The organism is Geothrix sp. SG200 (assembly GCF_022808935.1).
GTDB classification, from domain to species: Bacteria; Acidobacteriota; Holophagae; order Holophagales; family Holophagaceae; genus Geothrix; species Geothrix alkalitolerans.
In genome coordinates this window covers 174,368-188,866 of the sequence record NZ_JAKZFR010000005.1, presented here as the reverse complement: position 1 = coordinate 188,866, position 14,499 = coordinate 174,368, and the positions used below count along the sequence as shown (strand labels likewise).

General features: G+C 67.3%; 23 protein-coding genes. 18 read left to right on the top strand and 5 right to left on the bottom strand.

Features of this window, described 5'->3' with window-relative positions:
• Window positions 1–98: 98 nt before the first annotated feature.
• From ML539_RS11600 to ML539_RS11515, 18 genes are all read left to right on the top strand, one after another.
• On the top strand, window positions 99–659 hold the full coding sequence (locus ML539_RS11600; protein ID WP_243324027.1) for a hypothetical protein: 561 nt from the start codon (window positions 99–101) through the stop codon (window positions 657–659).
• Between the two features lie 199 nt (window positions 660–858).
• Window positions 859–1,377 carry a DUF3887 domain-containing protein gene (locus ML539_RS11595; protein WP_243324026.1) on the top strand — a complete coding sequence of 173 codons (519 nt, stop codon included), beginning with the start codon at window positions 859–861 and terminating at the stop codon, window positions 1,375–1,377.
• Between the two features lie 57 nt (window positions 1,378–1,434).
• A complete protein-coding gene (locus tag ML539_RS11590; protein WP_243324025.1) occupies window positions 1,435–2,061 on the top strand; it encodes a hypothetical protein in 627 nt (208 codons plus the stop codon).
• An 89-nt stretch (window positions 2,062–2,150) separates the two neighbouring features.
• Window positions 2,151–2,468, top strand: coding sequence for a hypothetical protein (locus ML539_RS11585; protein ID WP_243324024.1), 318 nt, complete (start codon window positions 2,151–2,153; stop codon window positions 2,466–2,468).
• 166 nt (window positions 2,469–2,634) lie between these two features.
• On the top strand, window positions 2,635–2,934 hold the full coding sequence (locus ML539_RS11580; RefSeq protein ID WP_243295619.1) for a YciI-like protein: 300 nt from the start codon (window positions 2,635–2,637) through the stop codon (window positions 2,932–2,934).
• Between the two features lie 279 nt (window positions 2,935–3,213).
• Window positions 3,214–3,888, top strand: a complete 675-nt coding sequence (locus tag ML539_RS11575; RefSeq protein ID WP_243324023.1) for a DUF2278 family protein — start codon at window positions 3,214–3,216, stop codon at window positions 3,886–3,888.
• A gap of 127 nt (window positions 3,889–4,015) precedes the next feature.
• Window positions 4,016–4,402, top strand: coding sequence for a DoxX family protein (locus ML539_RS11570; RefSeq protein ID WP_243324022.1), 387 nt, complete (start codon window positions 4,016–4,018; stop codon window positions 4,400–4,402).
• On the top strand, window positions 4,399–4,623 hold the full coding sequence (locus ML539_RS11565; protein WP_243324020.1) for a hypothetical protein: 225 nt from the start codon (window positions 4,399–4,401) through the stop codon (window positions 4,621–4,623). Before ML539_RS11570 ends, ML539_RS11565 begins: the two co-directional genes overlap by 4 nt.
• On the top strand, window positions 4,623–5,156 hold the full coding sequence (locus ML539_RS11560) for an NADPH-dependent FMN reductase (RefSeq protein WP_243324018.1): 534 nt from the start codon (window positions 4,623–4,625) through the stop codon (window positions 5,154–5,156). Before ML539_RS11565 ends, ML539_RS11560 begins: the two co-directional genes overlap by 1 nt.
• Window positions 5,153–5,647: a YaiI/YqxD family protein gene (locus tag ML539_RS11555; RefSeq protein ID WP_243324017.1), complete on the top strand. Its 495-nt coding sequence runs from the start codon at window positions 5,153–5,155 to the stop codon at window positions 5,645–5,647. The genes ML539_RS11560 and ML539_RS11555 overlap by 4 nt, the downstream gene beginning before the upstream one ends.
• A gap of 51 nt (window positions 5,648–5,698) precedes the next feature.
• Window positions 5,699–5,884 carry a hypothetical protein gene (locus ML539_RS11550; protein ID WP_243324015.1) on the top strand — a complete coding sequence of 62 codons (186 nt, stop codon included), beginning with the start codon at window positions 5,699–5,701 and terminating at the stop codon, window positions 5,882–5,884.
• Between the two features lie 51 nt (window positions 5,885–5,935).
• Window positions 5,936–6,826 (top strand): class A beta-lactamase, encoded by an 891-nt coding sequence (gene bla, locus ML539_RS11545; RefSeq protein WP_243324013.1) that lies wholly within the window; start codon window positions 5,936–5,938, stop codon window positions 6,824–6,826.
• Between the two features lie 18 nt (window positions 6,827–6,844).
• Window positions 6,845–7,324: a pyridoxamine 5'-phosphate oxidase family protein gene (locus ML539_RS11540; RefSeq protein WP_243324012.1), complete on the top strand. Its 480-nt coding sequence runs from the start codon at window positions 6,845–6,847 to the stop codon at window positions 7,322–7,324.
• A 167-nt stretch (window positions 7,325–7,491) separates the two neighbouring features.
• A complete protein-coding gene (locus tag ML539_RS11535; protein WP_243324011.1) occupies window positions 7,492–7,965 on the top strand; it encodes a rubrerythrin family protein in 474 nt (157 codons plus the stop codon).
• Entirely contained in the window at window positions 7,958–8,521 is a 564-nt protein-coding gene (locus ML539_RS11530; RefSeq protein ID WP_243324010.1) for a DUF3501 family protein, read from the top strand. The genes ML539_RS11535 and ML539_RS11530 overlap by 8 nt, the downstream gene beginning before the upstream one ends.
• 9 nt (window positions 8,522–8,530) lie before the next feature.
• Entirely contained in the window at window positions 8,531–8,974 is a 444-nt protein-coding gene (locus ML539_RS11525) for a DNA starvation/stationary phase protection protein (protein WP_243324009.1), read from the top strand.
• Window positions 8,975–9,232: 258 nt separating this feature from the next.
• Window positions 9,233–9,811 (top strand): Fe-Mn family superoxide dismutase, encoded by a 579-nt coding sequence (locus tag ML539_RS11520; RefSeq protein WP_243324008.1) that lies wholly within the window; start codon window positions 9,233–9,235, stop codon window positions 9,809–9,811.
• A gap of 295 nt (window positions 9,812–10,106) precedes the next feature.
• A complete protein-coding gene (locus ML539_RS11515; RefSeq protein ID WP_243324007.1) occupies window positions 10,107–10,808 on the top strand; it encodes a DUF2461 domain-containing protein in 702 nt (233 codons plus the stop codon).
• A 5-nt stretch (window positions 10,809–10,813) separates the two neighbouring features.
• Here ML539_RS11515 and ML539_RS11510 read toward each other — a convergent pair whose 3' ends face one another.
• From ML539_RS11510 to ML539_RS11490, 5 genes are all read right to left on the bottom strand, one after another.
• The gene (locus tag ML539_RS11510) at window positions 10,814–11,854 is read right to left on the bottom strand and encodes a prephenate dehydrogenase/arogenate dehydrogenase family protein (protein WP_243324006.1); all 1,041 of its coding nucleotides are present in this window, start codon (window positions 11,852–11,854) and stop codon (window positions 10,814–10,816) included.
• 27 nt (window positions 11,855–11,881) lie between these two features.
• Window positions 11,882–12,112 carry a thioredoxin family protein gene (locus ML539_RS11505; RefSeq protein WP_243324005.1) on the bottom strand — a complete coding sequence of 77 codons (231 nt, stop codon included), beginning with the start codon at window positions 12,110–12,112 and terminating at the stop codon, window positions 11,882–11,884.
• Window positions 12,113–12,120: 8 nt separating this feature from the next.
• Window positions 12,121–13,194 carry a permease gene (locus ML539_RS11500; protein WP_243324004.1) on the bottom strand — a complete coding sequence of 358 codons (1,074 nt, stop codon included), beginning with the start codon at window positions 13,192–13,194 and terminating at the stop codon, window positions 12,121–12,123.
• A 7-nt stretch (window positions 13,195–13,201) separates the two neighbouring features.
• The gene (arsM, locus tag ML539_RS11495) at window positions 13,202–14,053 is read right to left on the bottom strand and encodes an arsenite methyltransferase (protein ID WP_243324003.1); all 852 of its coding nucleotides are present in this window, start codon (window positions 14,051–14,053) and stop codon (window positions 13,202–13,204) included.
• 67 nt (window positions 14,054–14,120) lie between these two features.
• On the bottom strand, window positions 14,121–14,456 hold the full coding sequence (locus tag ML539_RS11490) for a metalloregulator ArsR/SmtB family transcription factor (RefSeq protein ID WP_243324001.1): 336 nt from the start codon (window positions 14,454–14,456) through the stop codon (window positions 14,121–14,123).
• Between the last annotated feature and the right edge of the window lie 43 nt (window positions 14,457–14,499).

The following is a 14,499-nucleotide window of genomic DNA, read 5'->3' as shown; positions in this document are numbered from 1 at the left end:
CGCCAGGAGGCGCCCAGGGGCTTTGGGTTTGGTCCGTCTAAATCCAAGTTAGGAGTCTCATGCACAAAACATTCGTTCCCATACTTATAATGTGTTTTGTGCGCATCACTCCCAGTGCATTGGCTGATGAAAGCTGGACCTTGAAACCTTTCCCCCGTGCCAATGGGCAATCCTTAATGCTTCCAGTCACTGATGACGGACGGGTACTCTCCATCTCAGAAGATGGCAAAGTGGGTGCAGGCGGGAAATGGATCGCCAATCATACCATGACTTTCATGGTCAAGCCCAAAAATCCCGTCAATGGAATGAATTCGATAATGTGGGGGATCAACCTTCATTTTAAATATACCAATAGAAAAATTGAACAAATTATAGTTGAGGAAATTGCTCATACTAATCCAATTTTCCCCAAGATTAACGATAATATCCCCAAATTAAGCTCAAATATGTGGTCAAAATATAGTACAGCTTTAATAAATATCAATCCTAGCTCCGTCCCATGGCTTTATTCGAAAGAAACGACGACTTTTATTTTTAAGGTCACCGCACGCGTATTCAACCAGCCATCCCAAACAATATATATCCCATTCTCATTCGATGAAAATACTAAACGTTCCAACATCCAGGATGCTCAGGAAGGTAAGTCACCCACCACCTGATCCCTCATATCAATTTTTATGAAATTCACAAGCCCATCTTGAATAACGAGGCCCCTAACCCTTCGCTCAACTCGGGCCACGCCGGCATTGCCTTTCGCTCTCTCTCATCTTCCCGTTTCCTCGACTCTGCTCTTCGCCTCGGTATAGGCGGAGCTGGTTGGCTTCATTCGTTAAACGCAAGCCCCCCCCAGGAATCCCCATGGAAAACCCCTACCAAGCCCCCTGTGCCCCGAATCCACCCGCCCCAAAATCCAAAATCTGGAAGTGGGTCACCTGGGGCTGCGGCGGCTGCCTCGGGGCCAGCCTGCTCCTACTGGCCAGCTGCTATGTCATGGCCCGGGGGGTCATGACCCTCGGCGAACGCCAGCTCGGACCCACCTGCGATGCCTACCTGGCCTATGCCAATGAGGGGCGCTACGACTGGGCCTATGAGGAGTTCGACGACAGCCTGAAGCTGGTCGTGACCCGGGAGAAGCACCGGGCCCTGCTGGGCGCCGTCTACGGGAAGCTGGGAAAGCTCGAATCCAAGCAGGTGCAGCATGTCGAGTCCGGCTTCGATCAGACGGGGAAGTGGTCGAGGATCCAGTACTCGGCCAGGTTCACGAACGGCGAGGGCACGATCCGCTTCCGCCTCGCCAAGCGCGGCGATGCCTACAAGATCGTCGAGTTCAACTACCACTCGCCGCTGCTGCTGGATCTGATGATCGACCCGAAATAAGCCCAGTTGCTGTGCCTGGATGGAAACCAGCCATCGACTCCTCCCCAAAGGACCTCCATGCGACACCGATTCCTGCTCGTCCTCGGGCTGGCCCTCCTCGGATGCGGAAGGCCCCACTACACCTGGCGGACCGCTCCGAACGCCGTGAACACTCCCATCGCTCTCCGGATCCAGACCCAGTTCGACCCCAAGGCCAAGCTCACACCCGAAGCCCAGAAGCTGTACGTGGATTCGATCCACGAGGCCCTTTCGTCCTGGGCGGAGATCCTGCCCGAGGCCGAGCCCGCGAAGGAAGGCGACATCACCCTGCGAATCCGCATCAGCTGCGCGTGCCGGAGCGAATTCGCCAGGCAGGCCGACGCCACCATGGAGTTGGCCTCCCTCTTCGATCGCGACAGGCCCCGTCCAGCCACCAGGAACCCCGAGGCCATCCAGCGGGACCGGCTCGGCTACGACGCGGACGACATGCAGGGGGACATCCGGATCTACGGCAGAGCCACCGCCGCCCACCCCTATACATCGATCTTCATGAAGGCCCACCTCATGGCCTTCATGGACCCGCTCTCCGGCGACGCCAAGCTGGTCGCCGCGAACCGGGCCCGCGAGCAGGCCAGGGGCTTGGCCCGCTGGATCATCGCCGACCTCCAGAGGATCGACCTCCTGCCCCGCGAGCCCATCCGCTGACTGCGGCGGCCCCGGAGACCGGCCCCACCTGGCCTGCTCCATGCCCGAGTGGACAAGCCCTGACGCGTACCTTCAGCTAACCTTCCGCAATGTCCCTCCCCACCCCCGAACTCAAGCTCGGCTATGAGCTGTTCTCCAAGCTGCTGACCTGGGCGGCGGGGAAGCGGTCGTCGAAGCGGCTGGAGGCGCTGAAGTCGGCGGCCTTCCAGGAGCTTCTGAAGGGCGACGCGGCGGACCTGGACCTGGTGGCCTCGGTGCTGAAGGAGCTCCACAAGGCGGCGGACACTTCGGCCAAGGCGGTGCGTCTGGAATACCTGTACGACCACGCCACCCAGCCGGCCGCCAAGGCGAAGAAGCCGGACCGCCGGAGGCGGGCCGTCAAGAAGGAGCCTGGCGCCAAGGGCTGAGGGCCGGGCTTACCGGGCCGAGTAGGCGTCGCCATTCGAAGGTCGGCAGCCTCTGCAGGCAGCGACAATCATGGAAAAATACGATGGAACCGCGAGGCATCTTGCTCCATCTTTTCCGGTGGATGCGGCCGTCATGATGACCGCCTCCCATCGATGAGGGGTATCTATGCACTACCTCCTGATCTACGAGGTCGGTCCGGAATATGTGGATCGCCGAGGGGAATTCCGGAAGGAGCACCTGGCCCTGGCCTGGGCCGCCCATGAGCGGGGCGAGCTGGTGCTGGGCGGGGCGGTGGCGGATCCCGTGGACATGTCCGTCCTCCTCTTCCAGGGGGACTCCCCGGCGGCGGCCCAGCGCTTCGCCGCGGCGGATCCCTACGTGCTCCACGGCCTGGTGCATCGCTGGCAGGTGCGCCCCTGGATCACCGTGGTGGGCGCGGACGCGGCCACGCCGGTGCACGCGTAGGCCCGCGGGCCCGCCAGCCCCTGCCAATTCCACAGGTTCGGATCCGGCGATCCCACGGGCTTGTCCCGGGTCATTTTCTGCCTAGCTTGTCGATCGAGCATCAACAACCTTCGAGGCCTTATCTCCAGGGCTTCCAGGCTTGCCATTGACCTGCCTCAAGGTCTCCTTGCCACCCCTTTTGCCGTGATGCAAGGGTGACGGGCAACGATCTTTTGCCGCTCTCATTCTCATATCCAGGGCTTCCACGAATCTGGCCAAACCACCCTCTCGGAGGTGCGCGTGCCCCTTCCCAACGGCTACGGCGTCGTCATCGGAACGCTGGACCATTACCAACGCGACCCTGTCAACAACTATGGCCAGTATTACCACGATAACGTCTATGTCTCGACGCCGGGCGGCCTCTACCACTGCGCCGTCGACGTCGACACCAAGATGACGAACGACGGCATCCAATGGCGCGTGGTTCCCCTGGGAGAAGCGGACATGAAAGGTGTGTTCGCCATGGCCAACGGCTGGCACACCCTGGTCTGCAATGACACGTCCGGGGCCCTGGACAACATCAGGACCGCAGCGTTCCACCGAAAGGGCTGCAACATTATCTTCATTATTTTTGACCCTATTCTCGAAGCACTGCGGCGCTGGTTCAACATCTGGATCAATCCCCCTTGGAAGGCTGGCACCAGCATCGATGCCCTCGCAGTGCTCGAGCCGCTTCTTGATGACTCCACGCGACTTTTCATCTTCGGGGAACCCTTCACCTACGGCGGGTTGGGCGTCCACAACATCCACCAGAACCAGGGGGACCCTGCCGGTTCGCAGTGGTGGTCAGAAAACGGGATCTGGCAGGACGGGGGGGTGATCATCGAGAAAAAGGATCATTCCATCGTGGCATTCCTGACCAAGTTCAAGACCCAGGCCTACCAGACGGACACCAGCGGGCACCCGATCCCCTGACTGCCACGCATTGTTTTCACAGGGCCGGATAACAGGCGGGATCCGAACGCAAACCGGGAGAAGAGTTCCCTGTCCGGATCCGGTCTCCAGGTCCAGAATGTTTTCACACCCATCGGAGGGGGCTTTCATGACATGGCTCAGCAAGTACTCGGACCAGACCTACGCGCTGCTGCGCATCGTGTCGGGCCTGTTGCTGGCGTTCCACGGGCTCCAGAAGATCTTCGGGGTGGTGAGCGGCTTCCAGCCCCCGGTGGGCTCTCAGCTCTGGATTGGCGGCCTCATCGAGCTGGTGGGCGGCCTGGCGATCCTGGTGGGCTTCCAGACTCAGCGGGCGGCATTCCTGTGCAGCGGCATGATGGCGGTGGCCTACATGCAGTTCCACTGGAAGTTCCAGTTCGGCGCCGCCTTCTGGCCCGCCGTGAACAAGGGCGAGCTGGCGGTGGTGTTCTGCTTCCTGTTCCTCTTCATCGCCGCCAAGGGTGGCGTGAAGTGGTGCCTGGACAAGACCGCATGAAGGCCGCCACCCTCAAGTCCCTCGCGGGCCTGGCCCTCATCGCCCTGGGCGCCGCGGCCCTGGCCTGGCCGGAGTTCAGCTACACGAAGGACAGTCACGACGCCAAGCTGGGTCCCCTGGAGTTCACCCTGAAGGAGAAGGACACCCTGCGCATCCCGGCCTGGGCCGGGTTCGCGGCCATTGCCGCGGGCACGGCCCTTCTGTGGCGGCGGAAGGGCTGATGCGGATCCTCGCCCTGGCCGGCAGCCTGCGGGCGGCCTCCCTCAACGCCCGGCTGCTGCGGGAGGCTGCGCGCCTGGCGCCGGAGGCCGCGTTCGAGTTCTGGGAGCGTCTGGACGACCTGCCCCACTTCAGCCCCGAGCGCGACGTCGAACCCGTGCCGGAGCCCGTGGCCGACCTGCGGGCCCGGATCCTGGCGGCGGACGCCCTGCTCGTCTGCACGCCCGAGTACATCCACGCCATGCCCGCGGTGCTGAAGAACCTGCTGGAGTGGGTGGTCTCGTCGGGCGCCTGTGTGGGCAAGCCCGCGGCGGCCTGGAGCGCCTCGCCCTCGCCGGAGGGCGGCGCCAAGGCCCAGGCCTCCCTGGCCCACACGCTGGCGGTGATGTCGGCGCGGGTGGTGCCGGAGGCTTCGCTCTGCCTCACCCTGGCCGCCTCGGGCCTGGATGCCGAAGGCCGGCTGATCGATCCAGTCCAGGTGGCCCGCATGGCGGAGGCGATCCAGGCCCTGATCGCCGCCGGAAACGCGGCATGAGCGGCATGCATGGCATGAGCGTGGAGGCCCCCGCCATCCGCATCTTCGTGGACGCGGACGCCTGCCCCGTGAAGGAGGAGGTCTTCCGGGTGGCCTCGCGCTGCGGGCTGAAGGTCTTCCTTGTCTCGAACACGCCGTTGCGGGTACCGCGCCATCCCCTGTTCGAGTCCGTGGTGGTGGCCCGGGGCCAGTTCGACGGCGCCGACGACTGGATCGTGGCGAACATCACGGCCTCGGACATCGCCGTGACCGCCGACATCCCCCTGGCGGCCCGCTGCCTCGAAAAGGGCGCCCGGGCCCTGGACGCGCGAGGTCGCGTCTACACGCCGGATTCCATCGGCGACGCCCTGGCCAGCCGCGAGCTGATGAGCCATCTGCGCGCCATGGGCGAGTTGGGCACGGGCCCGGCCCCGTTCAGCGCGAGGGACCGCTCCACCTTCCTGCAGCGGCTGGACGACCTCATCCAGGCGCTCCGGCGGACGAGGCGGTAGACTTAGGAAAGGGCTTCACAGGCTTCAACCTTTTTCGAGATCGGACGCGCCATGGCCAGAAAGCCCAACTACAACTTCGAGAAGCGGCAGAAGGACCTGGCCCGCCAGAAGAAGAAGGAAGAGAAACTGCAGAAGAAGGCGATGAAGAAGGACGCCCAGGGCAACGACATTCCGGAAGTCGAAGGCCCGGAAGGCACCGCCGAGGGCGGCCAGGGTCCCGACCAGGATCCCGAGTAGCCGCCGCCGCGGCCCGCACCGTGGTAGAAGGAAGGGCCTTCAGGAGTCCCCATGAGCCGGATCCTGTGCACCGCCGTTCTCCTGATCCAGACCCTCCAGGCCGCGCCGCCCGCACCCACCCCGGCCAGGGCCCCGGCCCCAGCCCAGGCCCTGGCCCAGTCCCGCCTTGCCGCCCTGGAAGCCCGCGCGGGCGGGCGCCTGGGCGTGGCGGCGCTGGACACCGGCACGGGCCGCCGCATCGCTCACCGCGGCGAAGAGCGGTTCCCCCTGTGCAGCACCTTCAAGGTCCTGCTGGCGGGCGCGGTGCTCGCGCGGGTGGAGCGGGGCCAGGAGCACCTGAATCGGCCCATCGCCTACACGTCCGCAGACCTGCTGGATTATGCGCCCGTCACCGCGGCCCGTTTGGCGGAGGGGCACATGACCGTGGAGGCGCTCTGCGCCGCCGCCGTGGAGTCCAGCGACAACACCGCCGCCAACTTGCTGCTCCAGGCCCTCGGCGGTCCCGCCGAGGTGACGGCATTCGCCCGAAGCCTGGGTGACGCCGTGACGCGGCTCGACCGCACTGAGCCCACCCTGAACACCGCCATCCCCGGCGACCCCCGGGACACCACCAGCCCCACGGCCATGGTGGATTCCCTGAAGGCCATGCTGCTGGGCGGGGCCCTCGAACCGGCCTCGTGCCAGCGCCTGGAGGGCTGGATGCGGGGCTGCCTCACCGGCGGAGATCGCCTGAGGGCGGGCCTCCCGGTCACCTGGGCCGTGGGCGACAAGACCGGCTCAGGCGAGCGGGGCACCGTGAACGATGTGGCCGTCCTGCGTCCGCCTGGCCGGGCGCCGATCCTGGTGGCCGCCTACTACACTGGCTCCCGGGCCCCCATGAAGGACCGCAACGCCGTGCTGGCCGAAGTGGGCCGCATCGTGGCCGCCGCCTTCCCGAACTGACCAGGCCGAGGAGGTCTCATGGATCCGAACACGGAAGCGACACTCCACGCCCTGCTGACGGGACTCCCCGTGGCCTCCCTGGGCACGCTGCATGAAGGGGCCCCCTTCGTCTCCATGGTGCCGGTGGTCCCGGCGCCGGATGGTGCGGGCTTCCTCATCCACGTAAGCGGCCTGGCCCAGCACACCCGCGACCTGCGGGCGGACGCCCGCGCCAGCCTGATGCTCGTGGTGCCCATGGAGGAGGGCCAGAACCCGCTGGCCCTGCCCCGGGTGACCGTGCAGGGCGGGGCGGAGGAGATCCCCCGGGAATCCAGCCGCCACGACCAGGCGGCCGCGGCCTACCTGGCTCGGTTCCCGGAGGCGGAGACGACCCTGGGCCTGGGGGACTTCTCCTTCTTCCTCATCCGTCCCGCCTCCGGACGGCTGGTGCTGGGTTTCGGCCGGGCGCTCAGCCTGGACGCCGCTCAGATCCAAGGCAGCCTCCGCGCGATCCCCTGACCGGCGCGACTCGCGACATGCCGAGGATCCGGCTCTCGATCGGTCGGGATTCTCTTGGGAAAGCGCGGATTGGAATTTACAGAATTTATTCAATGATTTGACTTATTGCTTTGGCATGGAGATGGCTCTACCTTGATGCCGCCGATCGCGGCCCAAGAGGAGATGCCATGTCCTTCACCGATTCCAAGACCCACCAGAACCTCAAGGCCGCCTTCGCTGGCGAGAGCCAGGCGAACCGCCGCTACACCTGGATGGCCCAGGTGGCCGAGAAGGAAGGCCTGAAGGAGGTGGCCGACCTCTTCAAGCACAGCGCCGATGGCGAGACGGGCCACGCCCTGAGGCACCTGATGTTCCTGGCGGAGAAGGCCGGCGACCCCGCCACGGGCCTGCCCCTGGGCGACACGCTCACCAACCTGAAGTCCGCCGTGGCCGGCGAGACCTACGAATACACGGACATGTACCCCGAGTTCGCCCGCCTGGCCAAGGAAGAGGGCTACCCGGAAATCGCCGCCTGGTTCGAGACCCTGGCCAAGGTCGAGCGCTTCCACGCCGGTCGCTTCCAGGAGGCCCTGACCAAGCTGCAGGCCGGCACCAAGCCCGCCTTCGCCCAACCCTCCGCCGACATCGCCCAGCATGTCTGAGTTCCTGGCGGCCCCTTCCTTCGACCCCGCCACCGAACGGGCACGCTTCCAGGCACGGCAGGCCTTCCTGGTCCGCCAGGCGGCCCTGCGGCTGGAGCTGGCGGAAGGCATCAGCTTCCAGCCCGAGACGGCGGAGAGCGTGGAGGACCAGGTGGTCGAGACCCTCTGGGCCGAAGGCATGACCTTGGACTCCGCCCCGGCGGAGGACCTGGCCGAGGCCCGCGCCTCCTTCTCCGTGCTGGCGCCCCGTCGCGAGCCCGGAGGCGCCAGTGTGGCCGCCACGCTCATGCTGGGCTTCCCCGACGACGTGCGGGACCGCCGACTGGCGGCCCTGCACACGTTCCCGGACCAGCTGGCGCTGGAGCTCGCGGATGGATCCCTCGTCGCCCCTTCCGTGGACCGCGGCGCCGCCGGGCCGGAGGACCGCCTGCCCTCGGTGCTGGCCCTGCGCTACCTCATTCCGGACGGCCGCCCCATCGCCGCCCTCGTCTCCACCCACGCCGGGCTTCCCGGCCGCTGGCCCGCGCCGGCCGCCTGGACGTCCTGGTCTTCCTGAGGAGAAGCCATGAACCGTTCCGTCATCGACCACCTGAATGCCGAGCTGGCCACCGCCTTCGTGTTGGCCCTCAATGCCAAGCGCTACCACTGGACCGTCACCGGCCCCCACTTCCGCGACTACCACCTGCGCTTCGAGGACCTCTACACCGCCGCCGACGGCACCGTGGACGAGCTGGCGGAGCGCATCCGCATGATGGGCGGCGTGCCGATCCACGCCCCGGCCCAGATCGAGGCCCAGACCAAGGCCGCCATCTCCAACCCCTCCGCCCGTCTCGATCCCGAGGCCATGCTGAAGGAGGCCCTGGCCAATGAGGAGGCCACCGTGTCCCTCATGCACGAGGGCATCGAGCTCGCCAACGAGGCCAGCGATCCTGGCACCGCCGACCTGCTCACCCGCTTCGTCCAGGTCCACCAGAAAGAAGCCTGGTTCCTGAGGGAAATGCTGGGCTGATCTGGACGAGGGGGGACCGCCCGGACGCTTCGCGACCTGCCCGGTTATCGCACGCTCCGCTGGAGCGTGTTCCCGCTCGCATGTGCTCACGGATCCGGGACCCCTGTCCCCCCTCGCGCATCCCCACGCGGGGTCCGAGCCAAGCCCGGCACCGCGTCTGATACCGGACCCGCACCTGAACATTGTGCCTGTTTCATCCAATTTCCGACTTCTTCAGTAAACTACCCATCCGCGCGTCGCGCAGCCAAGGAGACACCCATGGCCTACACCGCCAAGAACTACGACCACCTGAAGGGCGGCGCCCTGAAGGGGCTCAGCGATTCCCAGCTGGACCAGCACTTCGGCCTCTACAAGGGCTACATCACCAAGCTGAACGAGATCGAGGAGAAGCTGGCGACGGCGGACAACACCAAGGCCAACTACTCCTTCAACGAGTACAGCGAACTGAAGCGCCGCGAGGCCGTGGCCTTCAACGGCTCCTTCCTCCATGAGCTCTACTTCGAGAACCTGGGCGCCGACGGCGACATCAGTTCCGGCCTCAAGGCCGCCCTGGACGCCGTGGGTGGCAAGGACAAGGTGGTCGCCGACCTCAAGGCCGCGGCCCTCTGCGGCCCCGGCTGGGCCGTGCTCACCCGCAACCGCCGCGACGGCAAGCTGCACACCTACTTCATCGCCGAGCACCACCTGGGCCTGCCCATCGAGCAGGACCTGCTCCTGGTGCTGGACAGCTGGGAGCACGCGTTCATGGTCGACTACGGCACCGCCCGCGCGAAGTACCTCGAGGCCTTTGTCGAGAACATCAAGTGGAGCGAAGTCTCCAAGCGGTTCGGCAAGTAAGAGGGCGCGGGTGAACCTCGTCGCCCCCCGGATCGCAGGCCCCGCATGGGGCCTGCTCCCGTTCAGCTTTCGCTTCGCTCGGCTTCACGGACGGGGCCCCGCTGGCACCGCCCGCGCGAAGTACCTCGAGGCGTTTGTCGAGAACATCAAGTGGAGCGAAGTCTCCAAGCGGTTCGGCAAGTAAGAGGGCGCGCGGGCGCCTCGGCGCCTCTCCACGCGTGCTCGTGGTTGGGCCCCCGAATCGGGGGCCCGCCTTGTTTTTGGGCGTAGCCTGGGAGCACTACCCGGAGGCGATGTGGCGACGAAGACGGCTTCCACTGGACTCGAGAACCCGCTGGGACCTGGCCTCTTCCGGTTCTTGAAGGACCTCAAGGCGCACAACGACCGCGAGTGGTTCCAGGCGAACAAGTCCCGGTACGAGGCGGAGGCCCGGGATCCCGTACTTCGTCTCATCGCGGCCTTCAGCGGGCCGCTGGCTGGCATCAGCCGCCAGGTGGAGGCCGACCCCCGCCCGTCGGGCGGGTCGCTGTTCCGCATCTACCGCGACACCCGCTTCAGCCGGGACAAGAGCCCCTACAAGACGCACCTGGGCGTGAACTTCCGCCACCGCTCGGCCGCGGCCGGCGGGGTGCACGGGCCCGGCTTCTACCTCCACTTCGAGCCCGGCGGCTGTTTTGCCGGCGGCGGCCTGTGGCATCCGGAGCCAGAGGCGCTGTTCAAGGTGCGGCAGGCCATCGTGGCCCGGTCCGCCGCGTGGAAGAAGCTCAAGGACGCGGGCCTGGAAATCGAGGGCGAGGCGCTCAAGCGGGTGCCCCAGGGCTTCGACGCCGGCCACGCCCACGCCGAGGACCTCAAGCTCAAGGACTTCTACGCCTCCACGGCGTTCACCAATGCCCAGGTGCTGGCCCCGGACTTCCCGGACCGCCTGGCGGAGGCCCTCCGGGACGCGGCGCCCCTGGTGGCCTTCCTGTGCAAGGCCCTGGACTTGCCGTTCTAGGCGGTTCAGCGCCCCTGGGCGGCACGCGAGGCTCGCAGCACCGCGCGGAAGACGTCCTCCACGCCCTGGGTGTCCAGGCCTGCCTCCCGGGCCCAGGCCCGCCGGGCCTGGAGCTGCGTGGCTTCCCGGTCGGGATCGTGCACGGGGAGGCCCAGCTCGGACTTGGCGCGGCCGGCGCGGAGCACCAGCTCCGTGCGGCGGGCCAGCAGGGCCACCAGCTCCTGGTCCAGGGCGTCGATGTGGTCGCGGGTCTCCTGGAGGATGGGGGAGCGCTCCCCCAGGCTGGGGATGGCCAGCTGCTGCTCGTCCGCGCCTTCCGCCACGGCTTCCGCCAGGGTCTGGTGGATGGCGGAGAGGGCCTCCAGCAGTCCTTCGCGGGCTCCCTTGGCGAAGGGGTTCTGGTTCTGCAGCGCGGCGAAGAGGTGGCCGGCATCCTCGCGCACGGATTCCAGGGTGCGGGCGATGGCGTGGAAGGAGGGCGGCGTGAAGGGCAGCTCGGCCCCGGCGCCCACGGCCAGAAGGCCCTTGGCGATGAAGAAGGTGAGGGCGTGGGTGGTGGCCATCACGCGGTCGTGGTCCTCGGGGCTCTGCCGCAGCACCTCGCAGCCCAGGCTCTCGAACAGGGCCTGCACCCGATCGGCGGCAGCGGGATGGTGGTTCGAGGGGCAGAGCACCACGCGCAGGGGACGCTCCGCCCGGGCCAGACTCACGGGACCGAAGAGAGGATGCGTCCCTGCGTGGGGGATGGCCGCGCCGAGCTGGGCGTCCATCAGGGCGCAGGGGCCTGACTTCACGCTGCCCACATCGAAGACCAGCTGGTCTGGCCGCAGGTGGGGCCGCAGGCTCGCCAGGGCCGCGACCTGGGCGGCCACGGGCACCGCCAGCACCAGGGCCTCCGCCTCCACCAGGTCCCGGAGGCCGGCGGCCCGGCGCTCGGCGGGGACCTCCACGGCGGGATCCCAGGCCCGATAGCCATGGCCGGCCTCGCGGAGCAGCTCGCCCAGCGCGCGCCCGAAGCGGCCATAGCCCAGGATGCCGATGCGCATGAAATCCCCTCGCGGTGTGGGGAAATCCTACCGCAGCAGGTCCTTGATGGCCGCCACCGTGGGCACGTGGCCCTGGCTCTTCACCACGCCATCCACCACCAGCCCCGGCGTGGACATCACGCCCCGGGCCACGATGTCCGGATACTCCGTGACCTTCACCAGCGTGAAGTCCAGCCCCAGCCCCTTCGCGGCCTCCTCCGTCCGCTCCGCCAGCAGCTTGCATTTGGCGCAGCCGCTGCCCAGGATCTCGATCTTCATGGGAACTCCTACATCACGAGGTTGAACAGAAAGCCCACCAGCACGATGCCGGCGGCCACGATGCCCAGGAAGACCGCCAGCAGGCGGGGCTTGAGCACCTTGCGGAGGATGACGGTCTCGGGGAGGGAGAGGCCTGTCACCGCCATCATGAAAGCCAGGGCCGTGCCCAGGGCCGCGCCCTTGGCCAGCAGCACCTGCACGATGGGGATGATGCCGGCGGCGTTGGCGTAGAGGGGCACGCCGATGAGGACGGCCAGGGGCACGCTCCACCAGGCGGACTTGCCCATGAACCGGGCCAGCAGCTCGGCGGGCGCGTAGCCGTGCAGGAAGGCCCCCACGGCGATGCCCACGAGGATGTACGGCCAGACCTTCCCGACGATCTCCTTCGTCGCCTGGAGCGCCAGCTCCAGGCGCGCCGAGAAGCCCGCAGACACCTCGGCGCCCCTGGAGGGTTCGAAGGGAACGGTCAGGACCCAGGGCTCCAGGTGCCGCTCCAGGCGCAGGTTCCCGAGGACCCAGCCGGAGAGGAAGGCCACGGTCACGCCGGTCGCCGTGTAGAGGAGCGCAATCTTCCAGCCGAAGAGGCCCAGCAGCAGGAAGAGGGCCACTTCGTTCACCATGGGCGCCGACACCAGGAAGCTGAAGGTGGCGCCCAGGGGCACGCCCACCCGCACGAAGCCGATGAAGAGCGGCACCGCCGAGCAGGAGCAGAAGGGCGTGGCGATGCCCAGGAGCGCGGCCAGCAGGTTGCTCCAGGCGCCCGTGCGCTTCGCCAGCAAGTCGCGGGTGCGCTCGGGGCTCAGGAAGGTCTGCACGAAGCTCACGCCCAGCACCACGGCCCCGAGGAGCATCAGGACCTTCGGCGCGTCATAGACGAAGAAGGCCACCGCCTCGCCCAGGCGGCTGCCGGGCGCCAGCCCGAAGACCCGGAAGGCCAGCCAGTCGGCGGCGGGATGGAGGATCAGGTACAGCGCGATCCAGGCCGGGAGGGCGGCCAGCAGCCACCCTCCCGATCTCCAGAAGCCGCCGTTGGAAGCCGGTGTCGGCGCCGGACAGGCGCAGCTTTTCGAAGCATCCGTCATGGCATCCTCACCCGCAGCAGCCGGGCGCGCAGCAGGCCTTCGCAGCCTTGGTGGCCTCCACCTGCACGCTGAGCACGGACCCGGCCAGCAGTTCCAGTTCCTCCGGACTCATGCCCGGGTAGCGCTGCTTCGCCAGCGCCATCAGCTCCGGCGACAGCTCCGCCAGGCCGAAGCGCCGCTCGGAGGCCACGGTCACGCCCTCAAAGCCGGCGGCGCGGATGGCGGCCAGGTAGTCGTCCTTGAGCATGGCGCCGGACACGCAGGCCGCGTAGGCGTCCAGGTCCTGGAGCAGCGCCTCGGGCAGGGGCCGGGCCAGCACCAGGTCGGAGACGTGGAGGCGCCCGCCGGGCTTGAGCACGCGGAAGGCCTCGCGGAAGACCTTGGCCTTGTCCGGGGCGAGGTTCACCACGCAGTTGGAGAGGATGACGTCCACGCTGGCGTCATCCACGGGCAACGCCTCGATGTCGCCCCGTCGGAATTCCACGTTCCCGTAGCCGTGCTTGCGGGCCAGGGCGGTGGCGCGCTCGATCATCTCCGGCGTCATGTCCACGCCGATGACGCGGCCTTCGGGGCCCACGCGCTGCGCGGCGAGGAAGGCGTCGAAGCCCGCGCCGGAGCCCAGGTCCAGCACGGTCTCGCCGGGCTTCAGGTCCGCCAGGGCCACGGGGTTCCCGCAGCCCAGGCCCAGGTTGGCGCCCTCGGGCACGGCGGCCAGGTCCTTCGAGTCGTAGCCCACGTCCAGGCTGGCGTCGCCGGGGGCGCAGCCGCAGGAAGTGGAAGGGCCGCAGCAGCTCTGGTTCTTGGTGACGAAGCCCGCGTAGCGGTCCCGGACGGCGGATTTGAGGATTTCGGGTTCCATGGTGGGGCCTTTCGGATGGAAGTTTCCCGGGACGCCAGTGGCATCCACATCCCAGGACGATGGAAGGTCAGTCCCTGCGGCAGCAGGGCGAAGGTTGGGGGTCGTCCGCGGCGCCGCCGGCGCAGCAGTCCTGCCAGAGGTACTCGGTCAGCGCCCGCAGGGTGCCGTAGTCGGCGCGGTAGCGGAGCGTGGTGCCTTCCCGGGCCACCAGCACCAGGTCGGCGTCGGCGAGGGTGGCCAGGTGATGGCTGAGGGTGGAGGCCGGGATGTCCAGGCGCGTCTGCAGCTCTCCGGCGGGCGTCCCCGCCTCGGGGCCCTGCACCAGGCGGCGCAGGATGGACAGACGGAGGGGATGCCCGAGGGCCTTCAGCCGCTCTGCCGCCTGTTCCACACGCCCGGTCATGGTCTCCTCCTGAACTAATTCTAGATTTGTCGAAATAGTGCGC